The organism is Xanthomonas sp. 3075, assembly GCF_014197275.1.
In the GTDB taxonomy this organism is placed as follows: Bacteria; Pseudomonadota; Gammaproteobacteria; order Xanthomonadales; family Xanthomonadaceae; genus Xanthomonas; species Xanthomonas campestris_B.
Window position 1 is genome coordinate 218,495 of the sequence record NZ_JACIFI010000007.1, and the last position, 20,434, is coordinate 238,928.

General features: G+C 62.9%; 16 protein-coding genes and 1 pseudogene. 7 read left to right on the top strand and 10 right to left on the bottom strand.

What is annotated here, in order from left to right:
* Window positions 1-270: 270 nt before the first annotated feature.
* Entirely contained in the window at window positions 271-708 is a 438-nt protein-coding gene (locus tag GGR62_RS09170; RefSeq protein ID WP_221229107.1) for an HIT domain-containing protein, read from the bottom strand.
* Window positions 705-1,931, bottom strand: a complete 1,227-nt coding sequence (locus GGR62_RS09175) for an acetylornithine transaminase (protein ID WP_184407592.1) — start codon at window positions 1,929-1,931, stop codon at window positions 705-707. The genes GGR62_RS09170 and GGR62_RS09175 overlap by 4 nt, the downstream gene beginning before the upstream one ends.
* Before the next feature lie 72 nt (window positions 1,932-2,003).
* On the opposite strand from GGR62_RS09175, the gene GGR62_RS09180 reads away from it, so the two are divergent.
* On the top strand, window positions 2,004-2,876 hold the full coding sequence (locus GGR62_RS09180; RefSeq protein ID WP_184407593.1) for an ion transporter: 873 nt from the start codon (window positions 2,004-2,006) through the stop codon (window positions 2,874-2,876).
* A gap of 333 nt (window positions 2,877-3,209) precedes the next feature.
* Here the strand turns inward: GGR62_RS09180 and GGR62_RS09185 are convergent, their stop codons facing one another.
* The 4 genes from GGR62_RS09185 to GGR62_RS09200 form a co-directional block, all read right to left on the bottom strand.
* Window positions 3,210-4,151, bottom strand: coding sequence for a YiiG family protein (locus tag GGR62_RS09185; protein ID WP_260305714.1), 942 nt, complete (start codon window positions 4,149-4,151; stop codon window positions 3,210-3,212).
* A gap of 103 nt (window positions 4,152-4,254) precedes the next feature.
* Complete coding sequence (locus tag GGR62_RS09190; protein WP_184407618.1) at window positions 4,255-5,226, bottom strand: YiiG family protein; 972 nt, start codon at window positions 5,224-5,226, stop codon at window positions 4,255-4,257.
* Between the two features lie 312 nt (window positions 5,227-5,538).
* Entirely contained in the window at window positions 5,539-6,354 is an 816-nt protein-coding gene (locus GGR62_RS09195) for an NAD(P)-dependent oxidoreductase (RefSeq protein WP_184407595.1), read from the bottom strand.
* A 135-nt stretch (window positions 6,355-6,489) separates the two neighbouring features.
* Complete coding sequence (locus tag GGR62_RS09200; RefSeq protein ID WP_184407596.1) at window positions 6,490-7,149, bottom strand: serine/threonine-protein kinase; 660 nt, start codon at window positions 7,147-7,149, stop codon at window positions 6,490-6,492.
* A 161-nt stretch (window positions 7,150-7,310) separates the two neighbouring features.
* Here GGR62_RS09200 and GGR62_RS09205 point away from each other — a divergent pair.
* Window positions 7,311-9,314: pseudogene (locus GGR62_RS09205) on the top strand (VTT domain-containing protein); the annotation flags it as partial.
* A 795-nt stretch (window positions 9,315-10,109) separates the two neighbouring features.
* Here the strand turns inward: GGR62_RS09205 and GGR62_RS09210 are convergent.
* From GGR62_RS09210 to GGR62_RS09225, 4 genes are all read right to left on the bottom strand, one after another.
* Entirely contained in the window at window positions 10,110-10,994 is an 885-nt protein-coding gene (locus GGR62_RS09210) for a bestrophin family ion channel (RefSeq protein ID WP_184407598.1), read from the bottom strand.
* 145 nt (window positions 10,995-11,139) lie between these two features.
* Window positions 11,140-11,727 carry an LON peptidase substrate-binding domain-containing protein gene (locus GGR62_RS09215; protein WP_184407599.1) on the bottom strand — a complete coding sequence of 196 codons (588 nt, stop codon included), beginning with the start codon at window positions 11,725-11,727 and terminating at the stop codon, window positions 11,140-11,142.
* Window positions 11,727-13,094, bottom strand: coding sequence for a UDP-N-acetylmuramate:L-alanyl-gamma-D-glutamyl-meso-diaminopimelate ligase (mpl, locus tag GGR62_RS09220; protein ID WP_184407619.1), 1,368 nt, complete (start codon window positions 13,092-13,094; stop codon window positions 11,727-11,729). Before mpl ends, GGR62_RS09215 begins: the two co-directional genes overlap by 1 nt.
* Before the next feature lie 345 nt (window positions 13,095-13,439).
* Window positions 13,440-14,003 (bottom strand): adenylate kinase, encoded by a 564-nt coding sequence (locus tag GGR62_RS09225; RefSeq protein ID WP_184407600.1) that lies wholly within the window; start codon window positions 14,001-14,003, stop codon window positions 13,440-13,442.
* 160 nt (window positions 14,004-14,163) lie between these two features.
* On the opposite strand from GGR62_RS09225, the gene GGR62_RS09230 reads away from it, so the two are divergent.
* The 5 genes from GGR62_RS09230 to GGR62_RS09250 all read left to right on the top strand — a co-directional run bounded on the left by GGR62_RS09230 (window position 14,164) and on the right by GGR62_RS09250 (window position 20,306).
* The gene (locus GGR62_RS09230; protein WP_184407601.1) at window positions 14,164-15,420 is read left to right on the top strand and encodes a 6-phosphofructokinase; all 1,257 of its coding nucleotides are present in this window, start codon (window positions 14,164-14,166) and stop codon (window positions 15,418-15,420) included.
* Window positions 15,421-16,299: 879 nt separating this feature from the next.
* A complete protein-coding gene (locus tag GGR62_RS09235) occupies window positions 16,300-16,818 on the top strand; it encodes a DUF4189 domain-containing protein (RefSeq protein ID WP_260305716.1) in 519 nt (172 codons plus the stop codon).
* Window positions 16,819-17,264: 446 nt separating this feature from the next.
* The gene (locus GGR62_RS09240; RefSeq protein WP_184407621.1) at window positions 17,265-17,849 is read left to right on the top strand and encodes a hypothetical protein; all 585 of its coding nucleotides are present in this window, start codon (window positions 17,265-17,267) and stop codon (window positions 17,847-17,849) included.
* Window positions 17,846-19,195: a DUF6792 domain-containing protein gene (locus GGR62_RS09245; RefSeq protein ID WP_184407602.1), complete on the top strand. Its 1,350-nt coding sequence runs from the start codon at window positions 17,846-17,848 to the stop codon at window positions 19,193-19,195. The genes GGR62_RS09240 and GGR62_RS09245 overlap by 4 nt, the downstream gene beginning before the upstream one ends.
* Window positions 19,196-19,232: 37 nt before the next feature.
* Window positions 19,233-20,306, top strand: a complete 1,074-nt coding sequence (locus GGR62_RS09250; protein WP_260305736.1) for a type IV secretion system protein — start codon at window positions 19,233-19,235, stop codon at window positions 20,304-20,306.
* The last annotated feature ends 128 nt before the right edge of the window (window positions 20,307-20,434 follow it).

The following is a 20,434-nucleotide window of genomic DNA, read 5'->3' on the forward strand; positions in this document are numbered from 1 at the left end:
CGGCATGCCCCTCTCCCGCCACTGCCCTGATCACCCGGCGGTGACCGATGCCCCCATCCGCCCTTCGGGCACCTTTCCCCGCATGCGGGGGAAGGCAAGACACGAAGAAGGCAAGACACGGGGAAGACAAGCATCGATCGCCGCAATCAAGCCCCTCTCCCGCTTGCGGGAGAGGGGTTGGGGTGAGGGCACGACCGACGTCCCCCAACTCAACAGAACGCGCCTGGGGAAGAACGATGCGGACATCCACTCTCTACAAAGCGCCGCCAGTCACTCGCGTCCAGGCTCCAACACTCCACGCAACTGCGTCGCCAGAGCGTCCAGCAGATCGCGCGATGCAGGCAACGGCACACCCTCCGGATAAAACCTCAACAACCCATCCACATCCCGCCGTGGCTGCACATGCAGATGCACATGCGGCACTTCCTGCCCACCCGCCACGCCGTTGGACTGCCACAGGTTGCTGCCGGCCGGCGCCCAGCACTGCTGCATTGCGCACACCACGCGATGCGCAACACGCATCAACTGCGCAGCGCTGTCCTCGTCAAGATCGTGCAGTTGCGGTGCATGCACACGCGGCACCACCAGCACACGCCCCGGCACGGGCTGGCGCAGATCGACAAACGCGACGACCTGCGCGTCTTCCCACACCACGCTGGCCGGCGCGGGGCCGGCCACGATGGCGCAGAACACGCAGGTATCGATCATTTCTGCGCGACGTACTCGGCGATCGCCAGATGCAGGCGCGCCAGGCCGTCGGCCAGTTCGGCATCGGTGAGATTGAGCGCCGGCACAAAGCGCAGCACATCCGGCCCGGCCTGCAACAGCAGCAAGCCGTGCTTGGCGGCCAGATCGAGGATCGCGCCCGCCTGACCGGCATGCGCCGGTGCCAGCACCGCGCCCAGCATCAGCCCGCGCCCACGAATCTGCGCGAACAGGCCGAACTCGGCGTTGAGCGCCTCCAGACCGGCGCTTAACGCCGCCGACTGCCGCGCCACGTTCTCGGCGATCTGCGGCGACGCCAGCTTGCGCAGCGCCACGCGCGCCACTGCTGCAGCCAGCGGATTGCCGCCGAAGGTGGTGCCATGCGCACCGAACTGCATGGTCTCTGCGACCTTGGGTCCAGCCAGCATCGCGCCGATCGGGAACCCGCCACCCAGCGCCTTGGCCAAGGTCACGATGTCTGGCGTCACCTGCTCCTGCCAATGCGCGAACAGCGTGCCGGTGCGGCCCATACCGCATTGGATCTCGTCCAGTACCAGCAAGGCATCGTGCTGGTCGCACAGCGCGCGCACGCGGGCGACAAAGCCCGGCGCGGCCGGCATCACGCCGCCCTCGCCCTGGATCGGCTCGAGCATCACCGCCGCCACATCGCCCGACGCCATCGCCGCTTCCAGCGCGGGCACATCGTTGAAATCCACGTAGCGGAACCCACCCGGCAGCGGCTCGTAACCTTCCTGGTACTTGGGCTGCGCGGTCGCGGTGATCGATGCCAGGGTGCGCCCGTGGAAGCTGCCACGGAAGGTCACGATGACGCGTTTGTCCGCCGGGCGGCCCTGATTGCTGGCCCATTTACGGACCAGCTTGATTGCCGCTTCGTTGGCCTCGGTGCCGGAGTTGCACAGAAACACCTTGTGCGCAAAACGCGAGGCGGTCACCAATTCTTCGGCCAGTCGCAGCGGCGGCGCGCTGTAGAACACGTTGCTGGTGTGCCACAGCTTGCCGGCCTGCTCGGTGAGGGCAGCCATCAGATCCGCATCGTTGTGGCCCAGCCCGCTGACCGCGATGCCGGCAGACAGATCCAGATACTCGCGACCCTGATCGTCCCACACGCGACTGCCCTGCCCACGCTCCAGCACCACCTGACGCGGGCGGTACACCGGCAGGTAGTAATGCGCGAGGGACAGGGGCGAATCGGCAGCGGTGCTCATGGTGGTGGGTCGCAGAAGCGGAGGGAGAACCGGCATTCTCGCGCATTCGCCGGCCTGCGGCACAATGCACGCATGCGCCCTTTCTCCGATCCCCAGCTCACGCCCGCCACCGCCGACGGCTGGCGCCGGCAGTGGTTCGACATCATCTACCGGCACGACACCCGCCCGTCGCGTAATTTCGACCTGATGCTGGTGGTGGCGATCCTCACCAGCGTGGTGGTGATCATGATCGACAGCGTGCCGCGCATCCATGCGCATTCGGCGCATTGGCTGGTGCCGCTGGAATGGGCGTTCACGGTGCTGTTCACCATCGAATACGCATTGCGCCTGGCGGTGGTGCGACGTCCGCTGCACTACGCGCTCAGCGCATGGGGTGTGATCGACCTGCTGTCGATCCTGCCGAGTTACCTGTCGTTCTTCGTGCCGGGTGCGCAGACGCTGCTGGTGGTACGCGTGCTACGCATCCTGCGCCTGTTCCGCATCCTCAAGCTCACCCGCTATATCGAAGAAAGCGGGCAACTGGTGGACGCGCTATGGCGTAGCCGGCGCAAGGTGCTGGTATTCCTGTTCACCGTGCTCACCATCACCGTGATCGCCGGCGCGACGATGTACGTCATCGAAGGTCCGCAACACGGCTTCACCAGCATCCCCACCAGCATGTACTGGGCCATCGTCACCATGGCCACCGTTGGTTTCGGCGACCTGGTACCGCAGACCACGCTTGGCCGCTTCGTCACCTCGGCCTTGATCCTGACCGGCTACAGCATCATCGCCGTGCCCACCGGGATCTACACCGCCGAACTGGCCAGCACGCTGCGCGAAGGCGGCCACACCGGCAAGCGCGATGCGCGCAATTGTCCACGTTGCGGACTGGAAGGCCACACACCCGATGCACGCTACTGCCGGCAGTGCGCCGAGCCGCTGACGGATATCTCCAACGGCTGACGCGGTGCTACCTACTTCGGGGAAGGTAACAACTACTTCCCCAGCGATTAGGTGGCGGCAGCTGGAGTTGCAGTTCCCATCGGCACACGACCAAGCTGGTAGGCGCGGTGCCCTCGCCGCTTGCGGGACCCTTGGTGGCATGGATGCCGCCATGGAGCATCCACGGACGGATTCACGGCGTGTCCCGCGAGCGGTGAGGGCATCGCGCCCTCGACCGACTCGGCTTTTGACGGCATCTAAATGCAGCGATTACTCGAAATAGCCGCGCGTTGGAACTTGCACGGTTATCTGCTCGATGCGCTTACACAACGCAACAGAGATGCCTGCACAGCATCAATGCGACATGCGGTTGCTCATTTCGATCAGGTCGTTGTAGCTGGCCAGCACCGCCTGGCGCGTGCCATTCGGCGGGATCGAGCCGCTGTCCAACAGCATCTGCTCGCTCTTGTTCACCGGTGTCTTGGTGCGGATACGCTCGAGCAGACGCCCCGACTCGCGTGCGAGCTTGTCGGCGGAACGTTCCATGTGACCCCACATCGCATCGCCCTGGCCGACCTTGGCTTTCTGCGCTTCCTCCAGAATGCCCTGGTAGCGCGTCAGCTGGGTCTGCGCTGCGGCTAGATCCGGCGCATCGTGATCGAGCACCTGCACCAACTGCTTGCCCTCGCCGATGATCTTCAATTGGTACCAGGACGCGTTACGCCCTTCTTCCTTTTCGATCGCATCGATCTGCGCCTGGCGCCGGGTATCTTCGTTGTGTTCCAGCGCAGTATTCATCGCTTCGCTGGCTTCGAAGAACGCGTCGTACGCCTGCATCAGCGGCGCATGCAGCGCCTTCATGCCCTTGCCGTCGTCGCGCAGATAATCCTCGCGGTCGTAGTAGCGCACCGCTTCCCCGATACGCTCGTTGAGCGCTGTGAAGCGTTGCTGGTAGGTCTTTGCCACCGGATCGAGCTCGGCGTTGGCCGGGGTCTGTGCCAATGCTGCGGTCATCGGCGCACCGCATGCCTCCACGTGATGGGACAGCACCGTGCCCGGCGCATGGATGTTGGTTTCCTTGCCGGTCGGGCCGGCCTTGGGATCCTGCATCCACTCGATGTATTGCTGGTAGCTTTCATGGATCGGCTGCTCGACGCCGTTGAAACAGGCGATATACGCATTGATCTTGTCGGCGCCTTCGACCGCTCCGGCGGGCGCATCTTTTTGGCAGCCGGCAAGCAGCGCGGCAAAAGCGATCGCCGCAGTCAGCGGCGCATAACGAAGGGGACGGGTCATGTCGCGTTCCATTGATGAGGTTGAAGAAGGTGGTCGCCGCAGCGTGCGACCGCCTGGCCTTGCCGACGATCGGCACACAGCGCGGCGGCGGAAGACGTGGTGATTACTGCCGATTGCTTGCGGAAACCAGCGCGTTGTAGGTGTTGAGCAGCTTGCGTGACGAGCCTTCGGGCGCCAGCGAGGGGCTATCCAGCCAGCCCTGTTCGATCTTGCTGTAGGGGGTTTTTTCCACCACGCGCTTGACCCGCGCCTTGGCTTGCCTGCGGAAGGTTTCTGCTGCGGTTTCGAAACTGTTCCAGGTCAACTTGCCCGGTTCCTGATCGGCCACCTTGGCATGCGCTTCATCGGACAGGCGGTTGAAGCCGTCCAGCAACGCATTGGCGCGCGTCACGTCGAACTGCTCCGCTTCCAACAGATCGGCGAGTTGCCTGGCGTCGAGCATCATCGCCAACCGGTAATACTCGCGGGTGCGGCCCTTGCCCTGTTCCAGCGTTTTGAGTTGTTGCCGTTGCACCGCGTCGTTCTGTACGTCCAGCTCGGCGCTGAAGGCATCACTGGCATCGGCGTAGGTCGACAACGCCTCCATCAACTGCGGGTGCAGTCGCTTGCCCTTGGCGAACTGGTCGTCTTCGTAATCCTGACGCGTGTAGTAATCGGCCACCTCGTGGCTGACCGGCCGCAGCGCCTTGAGCGCGGCGTGATACTGCAACGCTGCCTTATCCAGTGCCGGCAGCGAGGGTTTCGCGGCAGCGGCCGCACTGACCGGCGCATCGCAGTGCTTCATGTCGTCGTCGTCGATGTCGTACGGGCCGGTCATGCCGGACTCGCGGCCGGTCGGGCCCGCGAACGGGTCCTGCATCCAGCCGGTGTAGTGCTTGGCGCCCGCATGCACCCGCGCGTTGACGTGGTTGAAGCAGTCGATATACGCGCCCAGCTTGGTGGTCACGCCTTGCGAGGCATCCCGCTGTGTTTCAGCGGTTGTGGCAATGGCATCGCTTGCAGGCTGCTGCGATTTACCACCACAGGCAGCGGCCACGACGCAGACGGCAACGGCCAGAGCAGGCACACGGAACATCGAAGACACGGACGCACATCCTTGTTGGAAACGTTTTCAGCCGCGCACCATAGCAAACCTTGCCGTGAATCCTTTGTGCTCAATCGAAGACGTGCTCCCCGCGCCGACATGCGTGATACGCAGCCCCATCGACACTGTCTATATCTGCAGTCGACTCACCTGCACGACCCGATTCCCGCGCGTGCTGCGTATGACGTGCTCGTAGCCAGCACGCAAGTGCTCCCCCGCAGACACTGCCGCCGGTACCTGCAAGCGATCTGCCGACGCGTTCCCTCGTATCCCCGCCAAGCAGCGACACCGCAACCGCTGCGCTCAGTCGATGAACAGATCCGGCAACAGCGCGCGCGATGGGTCCACCGCGTAACCGCCCAGGTCGGTGACGCCAGCCTGCGCCAGCACCTGGTCATCGATCAGGAACTGGCCATGAAACCCGGCTGCCTCGCGGATCAGCACCGCATGCGCCGCGTCGGCCACGATATCCGGCCGGCGACAGGCAGCTGCGTCCACGCCGGGAAGCATGTTGATCGCATCGGTGGCAATCACGGTGCGTGGCCACAGCGCATTGATCGCCACGCCTTGCGGGCCGAATTCGGCTGCCAGCCCCAGCGTCACCAGGCTCATGCCCATCTTGGCGAGCGTGTAGCCGGTATGCGCACCCCACCACGCCGGGTTCAACGATGGCGGCGGCGCAAGGCTGAGGATGTGCGGATTGGGCGCCTGCAGCAGATGCGGCAGACACGCTTGCGCACACAGAAAACTGCCACGTGCATTGACCTGCTGCATCAGATCGAAACGCTTCATCGGCGTCTCCAACGCACCGCGCAACCAGATCGCGCTGGCGTTGTTGACCAGGATGTCGATGCCGCCAAAGGCATCGACCGTAGCGGCCACGGCCGCGTGCACCTGGTCTTCGTCGCGGATATCGCATTTGAGCGCCAGCGCCTGTCCACCGGCCGCGGTCACCGCCTCGGCCGCGCTATGGATCGTGCCCGGCAACTTGGGATTGGCCACCGCCGATTTGGCCGCAATGGCCACATTGGCCCCATCGCGCGCCGCCCGCAATGCGATCGCCAAACCAATCCCGCGCGAGGCACCGGTGATGAACAGGGTTTTGCCTTTCAAGGTCATGGCAATCGGGAATCGAGAATGGGGAATCGCAAAAGCTTAGCGCCTTGAACGTCGAGCAGCCGAGGAACAATCAGCTGCCGCAATACGCTCTACCTATTCCCTATTCCCTATTCCCTATTCCCTATTCCCGGCACCTCACGGCTTCGGCCCCTGCCCTTCGTTGTCTTCCCAATGCAGCACGCGGCGGGTCACGAAGCGGTAGACCGGTTTGCCGGTGGCGAACCACAGCTCGCGCACCCAGGAGGTGCGCTTGAGCACGCGGCGTTCCACCGGGGTGATCGCGGTCGGGCAATACATGCGCTTGTGCTTGAGCAGGTGACGCAGGTCTTCGCGTGCAAGCAGACGCATCCAGCGCGCGCGCGGATGGCCGCGCACGGCCAGCTGGAAATCGATCACCGCCGGGCTGCCGTCGTCCTGCACCAGCCAGTTGGCTTCCTTGGCCAGGTCGTTGTGCGCCACGCCGCAGCGATGCAGCTGCTGCAACAACTTGCGTGCGGTGCGGAAATAGGCCAGGTCGCCGCGCGGCGGGCGCTGGTACATCGCATCGCCGGCCAGATAGCTGCGATCCAGATGGCGTCCGTCCCAATGCAACAGGCGCGGTGTGCGCGGCAATCCATCCAGCTGACGCAAGGCCAACGCTTCGCGGCGCGCCAGCCACCAGGCCACGCCGCGCAGCAACCACGGCGCCACGCTCAGATCGCGCCGCACGAACACGCGATCGGCTTCGCGGATCAACAGGATGCGCCCGAAGGTATCGGACTTCAGCGGCAGATTGTCGGCGGGATCGTCACTCATCCCCCCATTGTAGGCGGCCTGCCGCATCGCCGATCGCAAGCGCCACCGGACATTGCGCACGCGCGTCAGGCGGGCGTCCGCTCGCAACCCCAGGTGAAGCGGGCAGGCCGATGTGAGGACGGTGCCAGTCAGTTGCCACCATGCCCACTTATAATTGGCCGATGAATTCATGGATCGACGCCACGCTGGAGTGGATCGGACACCACCCCACCCTGGCAGGCGTGGTGATTTTCGCCATCGCATTTTGCGATGCGGTGATCGTGCTCGGTGCCATCGTGCCGGCACTGCCATTGCTGTTCGCCATCGGCGTGCTGATCGGGCTCGGTCAGATCAATGGGCCGTATGCGGTGACCTGCGCCGCCCTGGGCGCCTTCATCGGCGATACGCTGAGCTTCTGGATCGGCCATCGCTGGGGCCATCAGTTGCACACCTATTGGCCGTTCCGCCGCTACCCGCAATTGCTGGAGCGTGGCGAGCTACTGTTTCGGCGCAATGCCTTCAAGAGCATCCTCATCGCGCGTTATGTGGGCGCGGTGCGGCCGTTCGTGCCGGCCATCGCCGGCATGTCGCACATGCCGTTCAAGCGCTATCTGGTCGCCAGCGGCCTGGCCTGCATCTCATGGGCGCTGCTGTTCCTGGTGCCCGGCTGGGTGCTGGGCACCGCCTACGACGCGGTGGCTGCGGTGGCCGGCCGCCTGTTTGTGGTGGTCGCCTTGCTGGCCGCCGTGATCGGCCTGGCCTGGGCGATGGTGCTGTATTCGTATCGCTGGTCGGCCGGCCACCTGGATGCCTTGCTGGCCCGGCTGCTGGAGTGGTCGCATCGGCATCCGGTGCTGGGCAACTGGTCGGTGAGCGTGTTCGACCCGCGCCGACGCGAGTCGGTGCCGTTGGCGATGATGGCCTTGATGCTGCTGTTGCTGGGCTGGGGTTGGTTCGTGTTGTTGATGGTGGTGTTGGCGCACGGCGAGCCGCTACGCGTGGACCTGGCCGTGCACGATCTGATGCTGGCGCTGCGCAACCCGTTGGCCGATTACCCAATGGTGGCGCTCGCCTCGCTGGGCGATTGGCAAGTGCTGTTGCCGGCGATTGCAGCGGCGATGGGCTATCTGGCCTGGCGCCGCCGCTGGATGGCGGCGACGCATTGGGTGATCGCGCTGGCGTTCGGGCTTGCCTTGACCCAGTTGCTTGGCGCTACCGTCCAGGTGGTGCGCCCGCCCGCAGCCAGCAGCGGTTTCGGATTCCCATCGGTGGCGGTCACCATGGCCACGATCGGGTTCGGTTTCTTTGCGCTGCTGATCGCGCGCGAACTGCCCGGCCGTCGCCGTGTATGGCCGTATCTGGTCAGTGGCGCAATCGTGTCGCTTATCGGTTTCGCACGCCTGTACCTGGGCGCGCATTGGCTCAGCGACGTGGTCGGCGGCATGTTGTTCGGCATCTTCTGGCTGTTGGTGCTGGGTATCGCCTATCGCCGTCGCGCCACGCGGGCGTTCTGGGTCAAACCGGTGTCGTGGATCTTCTATGGCGTGTTCCTGATCTGCGCGATCGTGTTCGCGCCGCGCAATCTGGAAACCAAACTGGCCAAATTCGAGCCGCCACCGCCGTTGCTGATGGAATTGCCGGCCAGCGATTGGTGGCAGGGCCAATGGCGATTGCTGCCGGCACGCCGCAACGAATTCGACGACGACCAGCGCTGGCCGCTGGACGTCCAACTGGCCGGGCCGCTCGCCCCCTTGCAGCGCCAGCTGGAAGCACGCGGCTGGCGGGTGCAACCGCAGGCCGGCTGGGAGCAGGCGCTGCATCTGCTGGATGTCAGCGGTCGCCCGGACGAGGTGCCGATTTTGCCGGCCACCCTGGACACCCAGGTCGAAGCCTTGCTGATGGTGCGCCACGCCACGCCCGGCCATGTGCATGTCCTGCGGCTGTGGCCGGCGCCCGCACGCCTGCAGCCGGGGGCACAGCCGTTGTGGGTAGGCAGCACCCAGACACTGCGCTATGGCCGCCATTTCAGCCTGATCGGGCTGTGGTATCCGCTGCGCGGGGTGGACCCGGCGCTGAGTGCATTGCGTGAGGCGCTGGGTCCGTTGCCGTATCGCATCGAACAACGTCGACGCTCGCAGGTACCGGTGATGTTGATCGACAGCACCTCGGGAGATGCAGTGCGCGGCAATGGCGCAGCGCAAGCGCAGCCCGCTACCGACGCGGCAACTGCAACTGGTCGCACTGCAGCTGATCCGGCACAGCCGCAGCCTTAGAGCGGCTAACAAAACCACTTCGCGTCAGCCTACTGCAGGCCGGCTGATCTGCGGCCTGGCTGCAGGGCCCTTGCCCGCCCAGCGTCGCGGGACACGCTGCAAGGACGTCCTTGTAGCTCTTGCGCGGCATCCATGCCGCGTAAGGTCCCGCGACGCTGGGTGGGCAAGGACCAGTCGAGATGGTCGGCATGCATGGGTTTAAACACAGCAACCAGCGGAGTCTCTGCTGCGGTGTCCTCGCCGCTTGCGGGACCGTGTGGCGGCATGGATGCCGCCACCGAGCCTCCAGGGATGGATTCACGGCGTGTCCCGCCAGCGGTGAGGGCACCGCGCATTCGACCCACTCAGTGTTTGATCTGGATTTCTGACGGCATCCACCAAGATACGGCCGACAAGACCACTGCACTCACTGACAGGCGCTCGCTCGCCAGGTTTTGTTAGCTGCTCTTAGTCAGTCGCTGCAGCAAGGGCGATCGAACGGGCGATGGCCCGACGGTGGCAGGCTATTGCGGCAGCGTCGGCGCAGTCGCGCGCCGCGCGGGTAGCGGCTAACGCGCTTGCGCCTGCGGCTACCGACAGAGTGGCACAGCAATCACGCGGCATCAGTCCGGCACCGCTTGCGGCACTGGCCCGCTCTGCAGCACCACGCGAGTCGACCGCGCGACGCACCCACACGCATCGCGGCAGGCCGCGCGCGCGTTGCAGCACTCACCACAACACGCCATCCTCCGGCTTCATCGGTTCCGGTGCCTGTTCGCCGATGGCTTGCAGCGCATCGATTTCCACCGTGCGGCACATGCTGTCCAGCGGCAGATCGTGGATGGTGTTGGCGAACGGATCGACCAGATCGTCGCCGATCTTGTACACCGCCAGAAACATCAAGCCGGCCACGGTGGAGCCTACCGGTGTGGCGTACTGCAACGTCTCCACCAGCCCGATGGGCAGCAATACACAGAACAGCCGCGTAAACAGGTTCGGATAGAAGCGGTACTGATAGGGCAGCGGCGTGTTCTTCAGCCGCTCCATGCCGCCCTGTGCGTTGGCGATGTCCACCAGAATGCGCTCGACACTGGCCTGCTGGATGCTGTCGATCCAGCCATCGCGGCGCGCCTGTTCGACATTGCGCCCGGTGGTGTCGAGCAAGCCATTGGCGACATTGGTACGCGTGATCACCGCTGCGATTTCATCGGCATCCAGCCGTGGCTCCAAGGCCATGGCGATCGGCAAGCGACGCAACTGGCAGCGCAGCGCATTGACGTAGGCAATCTGGCGCCGTGCGATGGTGCGCCCCAGGACCTCTGCTTCAGGAGCCGACAGGATGCTGGTGCTCAGGCGCACCAGATTGCGCGAGGCATTGATCATCTGGCCCCACAGCACACGCCCTTCCCACCAACGTTGGTAGGTCGAATTGGCGCGAAAGCCCAGGAATAACGCCAGTGCCGAACCGAAGATGGTCAGCGGCAACGCCGGCGCGCGGAACGGCAGCCCGTAGTAGATGATCGTGATCAACACGTCCCATACGAACAATACCGCCAGGGTCCGCCAGACCTGACTGATTACATCCGCCACACGCGGTTTGACGTCGATGATCAAGGGCACACTCCATGGATCGATGACGAGTGCCGCCAATGCGCGCATCCAGTGCGTGGATGCCATCGGCAGCGCACTCTCGAGCGTGAGCAGTGTGCCGTTGCAGCGGTGCAAGCGCGGTGATGGGCCACCTGCACCCATCAGCTCATCAAGGCATCCACGCCAGCAATTGATCCAGGCGCCGATGCGGATCGTCCTGCTGCAACAACGACAAGCGTTGTTGCTCGGTGAGCGGCAACAATTCGGCCAGCCGCCAGCCGACCCATGCGGCTTGATCCAGTAACCCCGGCCCGGCCGAGGCGAATTCGCCGCCGATCTGTTCGAGCATGCGTTCGAGCACGGTGGCCAGCAATCCATGCTCGGGCCGCAATTCGTCATCGCTCTCGGGCTCGCACCATGTCACCTCGCCCACCACCAGCCCGTTGTCGCGAATACGCGACCGCTGCACACGGAAGCGACGGGCCCCGCGCAAGCGCAATACCAGTACGCCATCGGCGCCGACATCGAAGTCCTCGATGCGCACCTCGGTCCCGAACGCAGCCGGCGTTGCCGGCGCACCCACCTCGGCGCCATCCAGGATCAGGCACACACCGAAACTGGTGCCGCTACGTCCACTGTCGCGCACCAGATCCAGATAGCGTCGCTCGAACACCCGCAGCCCGATCGCCGCGCCGGGCAGCAATACGCTGTGCAGCGGGAACAATGGCAAGTCGGCGGTGGCGGTGCTCGGTGCCATCAGGACAGCTGCGCCAGGAAGCGACGCGGTGCGCCGTCGAATCCGCCATTGGACATGAACACCACATGGTCACCCGGCTGCGCAATCTCGCCCAGTGTCTGCAGCAATCCCTCCACATCATGCGCAACACGGGCCTGGCCGCGCACCTGCGCGATGATCGGTGCGGCATCCCATGCCAGCTCTGGCCGATGCAGAAACACCACCGCGTCGGCATCCTGTAACGACGGCGCCAGCGCCTGCGCATGCGCGCCCAGCCGCATCGAATTGCTGCGCGGCTCCATCGCCACCAGCACGCGTGCGCGACCCACCTTCGCACGCAAGCCCTGCAACGTGGTCGCAATCGCGGTGGGGTGATGCGCGAAGTCGTCGTAGACGGTGATTGCGCGCGCCTGTCCCAGCACTTCCAATCGCCGCTTGACGCTCTGGAAGCGCGCCAACGCCGGCATCACCGTTGCCGGGTCCACGCCCACCGCATGCACGGCAGCCAGTGCCGCCAGACCGTTCAGCACGTTATGCCGGCCAACCAACGGCCACTGCACCTGGCCGATGTCCACACCACGATGCAGCACCGCAAACACGCTGCCATCGGCGGCGATCAGGCGTGCGCTCCACTCCAGCGACGCATCGAAACCGAAGCGTTCCACCGGCGTCCAGCAGCCCATCGCCAGCACCTCGGCCAGGCGCGCATCCTCACCGTTGACGATCAGCCGCCCGCGCGCGGGCACCGTGCGCACCAGATGATGGAACTGGCGCTGGATCGCGGCCACGTCCGGAAAGATATCGGCGTGGTCGTATTCCAGGTTGTTGAGGATCGCCACCAGCGGCCGGTAGTGCACGAACTTGCTGCGCTTGTCGAAAAACGCGGTGTCGTATTCGTCGGCCTCCACCACGAACGCACGCCCCTGCCCCAGTCGCGCCGAGACGCCGAAGTCCTCGGCCACGCCGCCGATCAAAAAGCCCGGCGCACGGCCGGCGGCCTCCAGCAGGTAGCTCAGGATGGTGGTGGTGGTGGTCTTGCCGTGCGTCCCGGCGACCGCCAGCGTGTCGCGGCCCGGCAGCACCTGCTCGGCCAGCCACTGTGCCCCGGAGGTGTAGCGACGACCGGCGTCGAGCACGGCTTCCACCGCCGGATTGCCACGCGACAAGGCATTCCCGATGACGACCTCGGTGGCGTCGGAAGAAATATTGGAGGGCGCGTAACCTTGGGCAAGCGCGATGCCGAGGGTTTCCAGCTGGGTGGACATCGGCGGATAGATGGCCTGGTCGCTGCCTTCCACCTGCCAGCCCAGCTCGCGCGCAAGGGCGGCCACACCGCCCATGAAAGTCCCGGCGATGCCGAGGATGTGGAGTTTGGTCATGCCGCATATTGTCGCCGATCGCCGGAGTTGCGGGACATTCAATCCGCCGCCGGTCGCAGTGTCAGAAAACACCTACTGCACTGTCGGGAATCTCCCGATATGCGAACTACGTCACATCGCTCATCCTGCTGAACGCCAGTCGCAGTACCTTTTTTGGTCCTACTCCCCAAGTGGCCAAAATCCCCAGGGAGCTCATGCTGCGGGGCTCTGAGCAAGCTCATTACTGGCGTTATTTCTGCCCCGGTCGCCTTGTGCGACCGGGGTTTTTCTTTGTGCATTCAATGCGTTGCATGCACCTTGCCCGCCAGCGACGCGGGCCAACATGGACCGGGCCTGCGCCCGGCCCGCCCGCCGTCAGCGACCGAGCGCCTTGCTGATACGGTCCAGCACTTCGTCCAGCGTCCCCACGCCGTCCACGCGCGCCAACTTGCCGCGCTGCTCGTAGAAGCCGATCACCGGCGCAGTGGAGTCGGTATAGACCTGCAAGCGCTTGCGCACCGACTCGGGGTTATCGTCCTCACGGCCTTCGGCCTTGGCACGACCGGCGATGCGCTCGACCAGCAACTCGCTGGCGACATCCAGTTGCACCACCGCGTCCAACGGCTGGCCGATCTTGCCGAGCAGTTCGTCCAGCGCATTGGCCTGGGCCACATTGCGCGGATAGCCATCGAGGATGAAGCCCTTGGCAACATCGGGCTGACCGAGCCGCGACTCCAGCATGCCGAGCAGGATGTCGTCGGACACCAGGTCGCCGCGCGCCATCACTTCCTTGGCCTTCAAACCCAGCGGCGAACCGGCAGCCACTTCGGCACGCAGCAGGTCGCCGGTGGAAATGTGCGGGATCTCAAACGTGTCTTTGAGACGTGTCGCCTGGGTGCCCTTGCCCGAACCGGGCGGTCCCAACAGAACCAATCGCATCAGTGGACTCCACTTTCGAATAAAAACGCGTTGCGGTTGGCGGCGTTAGACTCAGGTCTTCGCCAGCGCTGACCGTATGGTCGTGCAGCTTACCGCATCCGGGGAATGTCCCGGCACTGTCCCCCTGCGCCATGTTTCCATGTGAGGAGCCCGTTCCCCTATGTCCACTGGCAACCTGTTGTATGCCCAATCCGGCGGCGTCACTGCCGTCATCAACGCCACCGCCGCCGGCGTCATCACCGAAGCGCGCGCGCGCAAGATCAAGGTGCTGGCCGCACGTAACGGCATCCTGGGCGCATTGCGCGAGGAATTGATCGACACCTCGAAGGAATCGGCTGCCGCAATCGCCGCGCTGGCGCAGACCCCCGGCGGCGCGTTCGGCTCGTGCCGCTACAAGCTCAAGTCGCTGGAAGAAGACAGCGCCAAGTACGAACGCCTGCTCGATGTATTGCGCGCGCATGACGTGCGCTGGTTCCTCTACAACGGCGGCAACGATTCGGCCGATACCGCCTGGAAGGTCTCGCAATTGGCCAAGGCCTATGGCTACCCGCTGCACTGCATCGGCGTACCCAAGACCATCGACAACGACCTGGCGGTGACCGACACCTGCCCTGGCTTCGGCTCGGCCGCCAAGTACACCGCCGTGTCGGTCCGCGAGGCCGCGCTGGATGTCGCCGCAATGGCCGACACTTCGACCAAGGTCTTCATCTACGAGGCAATGGGCCGCCACGCCGGCTGGCTGGCGGCGGCCGCAGGCCTGGCCGGCCAGGGCCCGGACGAGGCGCCGCAGATCATCCTGCTGCCTGAGCGCGCCTACGACCAGGCCGCGTTCCTGGCCAAGGTGAAACAGGTCGTCGAGAAGGTCGGCTGGTGCGTGGTGGTTGCCAGCGAAGGCATCCAGGATGCACATGGCAGCTTTGTCGCCGATGCCGGCGGCGCGACCGACTCGTTCGGCCACGCGCAACTCGGCGGGGTGGCCTCGTTCCTCGCCGCGCAGGTCAAGCAGGAGCTCGGCTACAAGGTGCACTGGACGCTGCCCGATTATCTGCAGCGTTCCGCACGCCACCTCGCCTCCAAGACCGACTGGGAACAGGCCCAGGCCGTCGGCAAGGCCGCGGTGCAATACGCACTCAAGGGCATGAACGCGGTGATCCCGGTGATCGAACGCGTCAGCGACGCCCCCTATCGCTGGAAGATCGTGCCCGCCCCGCTGCACAAGGTGGCCAACCACGAAAAGAAGATGCCGCCCAGCTTCCTGCGCAAGGACGGCTTCGGCATCACCGAACGCGCCCGGCGCTATTTCGCCCCGCTGATCAAGGGCGAAGCCCCGCTGGCGTATGGCAGCGATGGGTTGCCCAAGTATGTGACGCTGAAGAATGTGGCGGTGGCGAAGAAATTGCCGGTGTGGGAGGGGTGAGCAAGGGGAGGATGGCCGCCAGCCTGGGCAACGGTGACAGCGCTAGCACTTCAGCTGCGTCGGGATATAACCGATTCCGCCTACCCAAGCCCGGGGATGCGTCTGCCGGAATACCTTCTGGTTCCAGCTGGCGCCGTCCAGCGCCCGCTGTCTATTGACCGTAACCGGGCCTGGCAAAGGAAGCTGCCACGCAGGCAAATGCCGCGATCGACTGTAGGGATTTCCTTACAAAAAGTGGCAAAACAAGCCAGGCCGCGCCTGAGCAGCGCGCCCGGGCCTGGCACCCTTTGCCGGCTTGGTAGAAATTTGGTTAAGCGTGTGCGACAGTTCGCACCAAACCTGCCTCATCGCGCATAAGGATCATGGCACAGCAGGCAAATCATCTCGAGCGCTTCCCCGGTGGTCAGCCAGTGCCGCCGGGGAGGCTGTGTCCGGACAAAACGGCCTCACTCACTCGCGACGAGCGCATGATTTATAAAGCCTCACCGTCCAGCTGAACGCGCATCTGCCATCCATTGCTCTTTCTGTTATCGCTGTTCCCGCCACCCACCTGTACCGAACCGACCATCGCCGCCGCCCTATGGCAGGGCAATATGGGCACGTTCCTCACCTACACCGCGTTTAATAATGCAGCAGCCCCAGGCCCGCAAGGGCAACCGGCTGGGTCGTATACGCCACAGCGGACAGCGCCTAACACCGATAGACCCGACGATAGCGCTTACAGGACGAATAGTGGGGCATCTAGAACCATAACTGGCGCAGATACTAGCGATGCAGTAACCCCTGGAACGCTAGGATTAGCTGGACAAAATTCGAGGACTCAAGGTTAGCACTACGAGTTAATCCTAAAGCTTTATAAAAACCCTCGAAGAGGCGCGCATGAACTTTAGAAAAGAAGTTTTTCTTGCTATTGCATTAATAATGTATTCCTCAGCTGGCCTTGCTGAACAAGGCTGTCCGCCAGGGCAATATCCCATCGGCGGCCAAGGCGTAGCTGCATGCGCTCCAATCCCTCAGAATGGTTCTACACAGGCGGCTCGGCCGACTGGCAAATGGCTTAAAACTTGGGGTGCAATTGCCAGTGACGGCGGAGACAACTTAGGCGTCGCCAAAAATAAAATAAAGAAGTCAGAAGCTCAGAAGGAGGCACTTGAAAAGTGCAGATCAACTAGCGGAAAAGAATGCACAGTTGATTTCACTTATGAGAATCAATGCGCATCTATTGCAGAGCCTTATGTTGGTGATAAATCCATTTCGGGAATGCTTTCGTATGCCGGAGGAGCATCCAAAGATATTTCAAGTGAAGGCGCGATTTCCCGCTGCATAAAAGACAATAAAGACACAAAATGCAGAGTTATATATTCCGCATGCTCCGAGCCGATATTCGAATCTTATTAAATACCTCTTTTTCATAAAAAGGATATCTTATGAAAAATCCTGGATCACCGCATTACCGCTTCAAACAATAGTCTCCAATTCCCCCGCCAAAACACCTACTGACGTTCACCACGAAGTAATCTCTACTACAAAGACGACACCTTCACATCTTGTACGCTGGTCGAGCTCATCGATTACTGACTCCCTTTTGATCCGCCACCCGCGCGTCGATTCATCTGCAGCGTGTCGACCTTTGGTTTGGCTTTTAAATCTCTGTTGACACTGCTAATCCGCGTCGCCGCGCTGGCGCGATCTCGGGATTAGTGCGGATCGCTCAATGCGCGGCTAAACTGCGCATCTTGATTGCGCAATGCGCGCAGGCAGCAGAAGCATCTCCAATGACTCCCAAGATTTTCGGCAGTTTCGCTTTTCTCCTCGTGCCCTTCTTCTTTGCAGGATGCAAGCCCATGAATGCCCCCAGCGAGCCCTCATCTCCCTACAACGTCGACACCGATCCGGTCTACCGGAAGAACCCGCATCCTGTGCAGGCGTATCGCATCACCATGATGATTGAAGATGCGCCTGGGCCGTTTGACTGGATCTCAGGCACGGCGTTTTACGAAATGACCAACCGCGATGCCTGCACGCCTTTTGATCGTTCGCTGGGCATGTCGACAAAGCAAAAAGAGGATGTAATTCCCATACACTTCGAGAAGCGTGATGCATCCACCTATGTGGCGACGATCTATGCCGATGGCATGGTCGATGCAGACTACTACGGCAAAGGCATGTGCGTATTTGAACTCAATGGAGTCGGCATCTCATTAAAGGCCACTGGAAAAAAAGAGGAAACACGCTTTCAGCCAGTTCTGTTTAAAAGCGAGATTCATAGTTCAGCACCCAAGATCACCTATTTCTGGAAAGGTCGTTACCCCAAGGAAGATATGGAAAACTTCCCGGATGGCGGTCGACTTTCTGTCGATCAATTCAATGATGATGCGCGAAACAACATCTTCAAAGTCACCTTGACTGCGGAGAGGGTTCAGTTATGAGCCTCACAAGCCAGCAATATGCAGCGCTTTCGAAGGATGTTTACGACCGCCCCGAGGAAGTCGGAGCGAACAGCAGCCCAGTAGATATTGGCGGAATTTCTTATCGCCGCCTGGAGTATGCCGATAGCACATCAGGCTACCAGGGCATCATTTATCAACGTGTCGACACAAACGAAATCATCGTTGCTCATCGAGGAACAGAATTCGAGCGTCAACCAAAACAAGATGGTGCCCACGCGGATGGTGGCATGGTTGCAGCACGTCATAACCGCCAGGTGCATGATGCGCTTGAACTGACACAACATGCGTTCGCTTATGCGCAAAAAATAGGCAAGGATGGAGCGGCCCCCGAAATCACCGTCACCGGCCACTCGCTCGGAGGCGACTTGGCGCAAGTCACGGCACATCACTACGGTCTGAAGGGCGAGACCTTCAACGCCTACGGCGCCGTCAGCCTAGACCGGCGCATCCCCGAAGGCGGCACCGATGTAATCAATCATGTGATGGCTGGCGATGCGGTCAGTGCTGCCAGCAAGCACTACGGTCAGGTGAAGGTCTATGCATCGTCCCGAGAGATCGCCTTGCTGGAAAAGGCTGGCTACGAAAATACCCACGGCGTGTTGGATGCGCGAAATCCAGCTGTAGCCATCCCGCTCGGTGACTCACACCGCATCCATAACTTCCTGCCCGTCGACGCAAATGGCAATCCGGATCGCTCCGTGCTGGAAGATCCCAAATCACAGCAGTTGGCGCAGCAGTACGCGCCGATGATCGACAAGTACCGCGACGATGTGGCGCTGCTGCGGGGCGGCCTGACCCTGGCATCACGCCACTTGCAGTCCATGAACGTGGCAGATGGCATCAATCATCTGCGCGGCCCCTTGGCCCCCGGCGCCGGCGCGGCAGAGATGGCAACAGAGCGCTGGAAGGAAACGCAGCAGCGCATGGAGCGCGAAGACAAGCCTGTGTATGTACCCCCTGGCTGGAAGCTGCCCCTGGGCAATCCCCCCGAGCGCTGCGTAGATCCGGGCGCGGCTGCCATGTCAAATGATCCGCTGTATCGGTCCATCCACAGCAAACTGCCACAAGGCACCTCCGATGCCGTGGCCATGCATGCCACCGTCGAGGCCAAACGCGCTGGCATCGCCGACGTCGACCAGCTGCGCAGCGTGACCGTACAGGACGGCAATGCCTGGATCGTTGGCAACACGCCGGGCTTCCGCGCCAAGGTGGACCTGTCGGCTGACGTGCCGCCGCTGCAGGAGAGCCAGCAGCAGTCGCGTGCGCTGGATGCGCAGAGGTCGCAACCGGACGTGACCCAGCAATCGCCTGCACGTGTAATGTAAGGCCATGATCGAGCAGGTCGCACACATGACTACCCTGATGCCGACTGTCACGGCAGCCCGGAGTGCGCCGCGTGCGACAAGCCGGTTGCAGCCGCTGGCGGACGCCAACCTCGGCGACTTCGTTTTCTTCAAGCTGGTCAACGACTACTTCAACCGGGAAATCCAGGAATTCGGCCTGGAGCTGATGGGGCGGGCCATGAAGTGGGTCAGCACCATCGCGTTGACCGTCACCACGCTGTGGGTGCTGATCCTGGGTTACCGCATCGCCACCGGGCAGTCGCGCGAGAGCGCCATGGCCACGATGATCAAGGCCGGCAAGGTCGCCATCATCATCAGCATTGCCTCGGCCCTCGGGGTCAACGGCGCCATGCTGCACCAGACCATGACCGAGAACCTGGACAAGGAAATCCATCATCTGTTCACCGGCGATGAGGGCACTGCCGCCGATGCCATCGACGAGAACCTTGCCTACACGCAGGTCGCAATGGCCACACTGGATGCGGTGCGCGTAGATCCGGCCCAGCCGGAAGTGCTGGAGAAAAAAGGTCGCGCCATGCTCATGGCAGGCTTCGGTACAGCCAGCCCACCGATGGCCGCAGGCGCGATGCTGCTGCTGTTCAAGTTCACCATGGCGTTCTTGATCGGTATCGGGCCCCTCTTCATCCTGGCGCTGGTCTTCGACCAGACCAGGGATCTATTCAAGAAGTGGCTGTTCTACATCATCGGCACACTGTTCTCGATGGCCATGCTCTCGGTGGTGACAGCCATGGTGCTCAAGTTCACTGCCAAGGTGGCCGCTGCCTACTGGGCGGTCAAGTTCATCCCCCTGGCCAGCGCCGAAGGCCTCTCCAGCCAGGCCCTGCAACAAGGCGGCATCGGCCTGATCATGACCATGCTCATCATCACCGTGCCGACCATCGCCGCCGCGCTATGGCAGGGCAATATGGGTACGTTCCTCACCTACACGGCGTTTAATAATGCAGCAGCCCCAGGTCCCCAGGGGCAGCCGGCGGGGTCGTATCTGCCGCAGCATATTGGAAGAGACAATAACAGACCTTCTAGCGAACTCAGCGGCGGGAACGTTGGCAACGGCAATCTAAGGAAGCTCTGAACAACGCACCACAGATACGCGACACTACCCGCATGATGTTGAGGAGTGATCCATGCAACTGACGTTCGGTGACGCTGAGGGCCTGGGCAAGCGCAAGCAGACCCGGCGCGAGATCTTTCTGGCCGAGA

What these genes read in the sequence shown, in the direction of transcription:
- GGR62_RS09190 (WP_184407618.1), bottom strand. Translation starts at nt 5,226, where the DNA reads ATGTTCCGTGTGCCTGCTCTGGCCGTTGCCGTCTGCGTCGTGGCCGCT.
- GGR62_RS09185 (WP_260305714.1), bottom strand. Translation starts at nt 4,151, where the DNA reads ATGACCCGTCCCCTTCGTTATGCGCCGCTGACTGCGGCGATCGCTTTT.
- GGR62_RS09175 (WP_184407592.1), bottom strand. Translation starts at nt 1,931, where the DNA reads ATGAGCACCGCTGCCGATTCGCCCCTGTCCCTCGCGCATTACTACCTG.
- GGR62_RS09250 (WP_260305736.1), top strand. Translation starts at nt 19,233, where the DNA reads ATGCCGACTGTCACGGCAGCCCGGAGTGCGCCGCGTGCGACAAGCCGG.
- GGR62_RS09240 (WP_184407621.1), top strand. Translation starts at nt 17,265, where the DNA reads ATGAATGCCCCCAGCGAGCCCTCATCTCCCTACAACGTCGACACCGAT.
- GGR62_RS09200 (WP_184407596.1), bottom strand. Translation starts at nt 7,149, where the DNA reads ATGAGTGACGATCCCGCCGACAATCTGCCGCTGAAGTCCGATACCTTC.
- GGR62_RS09230 (WP_184407601.1), top strand. Translation starts at nt 14,164, where the DNA reads ATGTCCACTGGCAACCTGTTGTATGCCCAATCCGGCGGCGTCACTGCC.
- GGR62_RS09235 (WP_260305716.1), top strand. Translation starts at nt 16,300, where the DNA reads ATGAACTTTAGAAAAGAAGTTTTTCTTGCTATTGCATTAATAATGTAT.
- GGR62_RS09215 (WP_184407599.1), bottom strand. Translation starts at nt 11,727, where the DNA reads ATGGCACCGAGCACCGCCACCGCCGACTTGCCATTGTTCCCGCTGCAC.
- GGR62_RS09170 (WP_221229107.1), bottom strand. Translation starts at nt 708, where the DNA reads ATGATCGATACCTGCGTGTTCTGCGCCATCGTGGCCGGCCCCGCGCCG.
- GGR62_RS09225 (WP_184407600.1), bottom strand. Translation starts at nt 14,003, where the DNA reads ATGCGATTGGTTCTGTTGGGACCGCCCGGTTCGGGCAAGGGCACCCAG.
- GGR62_RS09195 (WP_184407595.1), bottom strand. Translation starts at nt 6,354, where the DNA reads ATGACCTTGAAAGGCAAAACCCTGTTCATCACCGGTGCCTCGCGCGGG.
- GGR62_RS09245 (WP_184407602.1), top strand. Translation starts at nt 17,846, where the DNA reads ATGAGCCTCACAAGCCAGCAATATGCAGCGCTTTCGAAGGATGTTTAC.
- GGR62_RS09180 (WP_184407593.1), top strand. Translation starts at nt 2,004, where the DNA reads ATGCGCCCTTTCTCCGATCCCCAGCTCACGCCCGCCACCGCCGACGGC.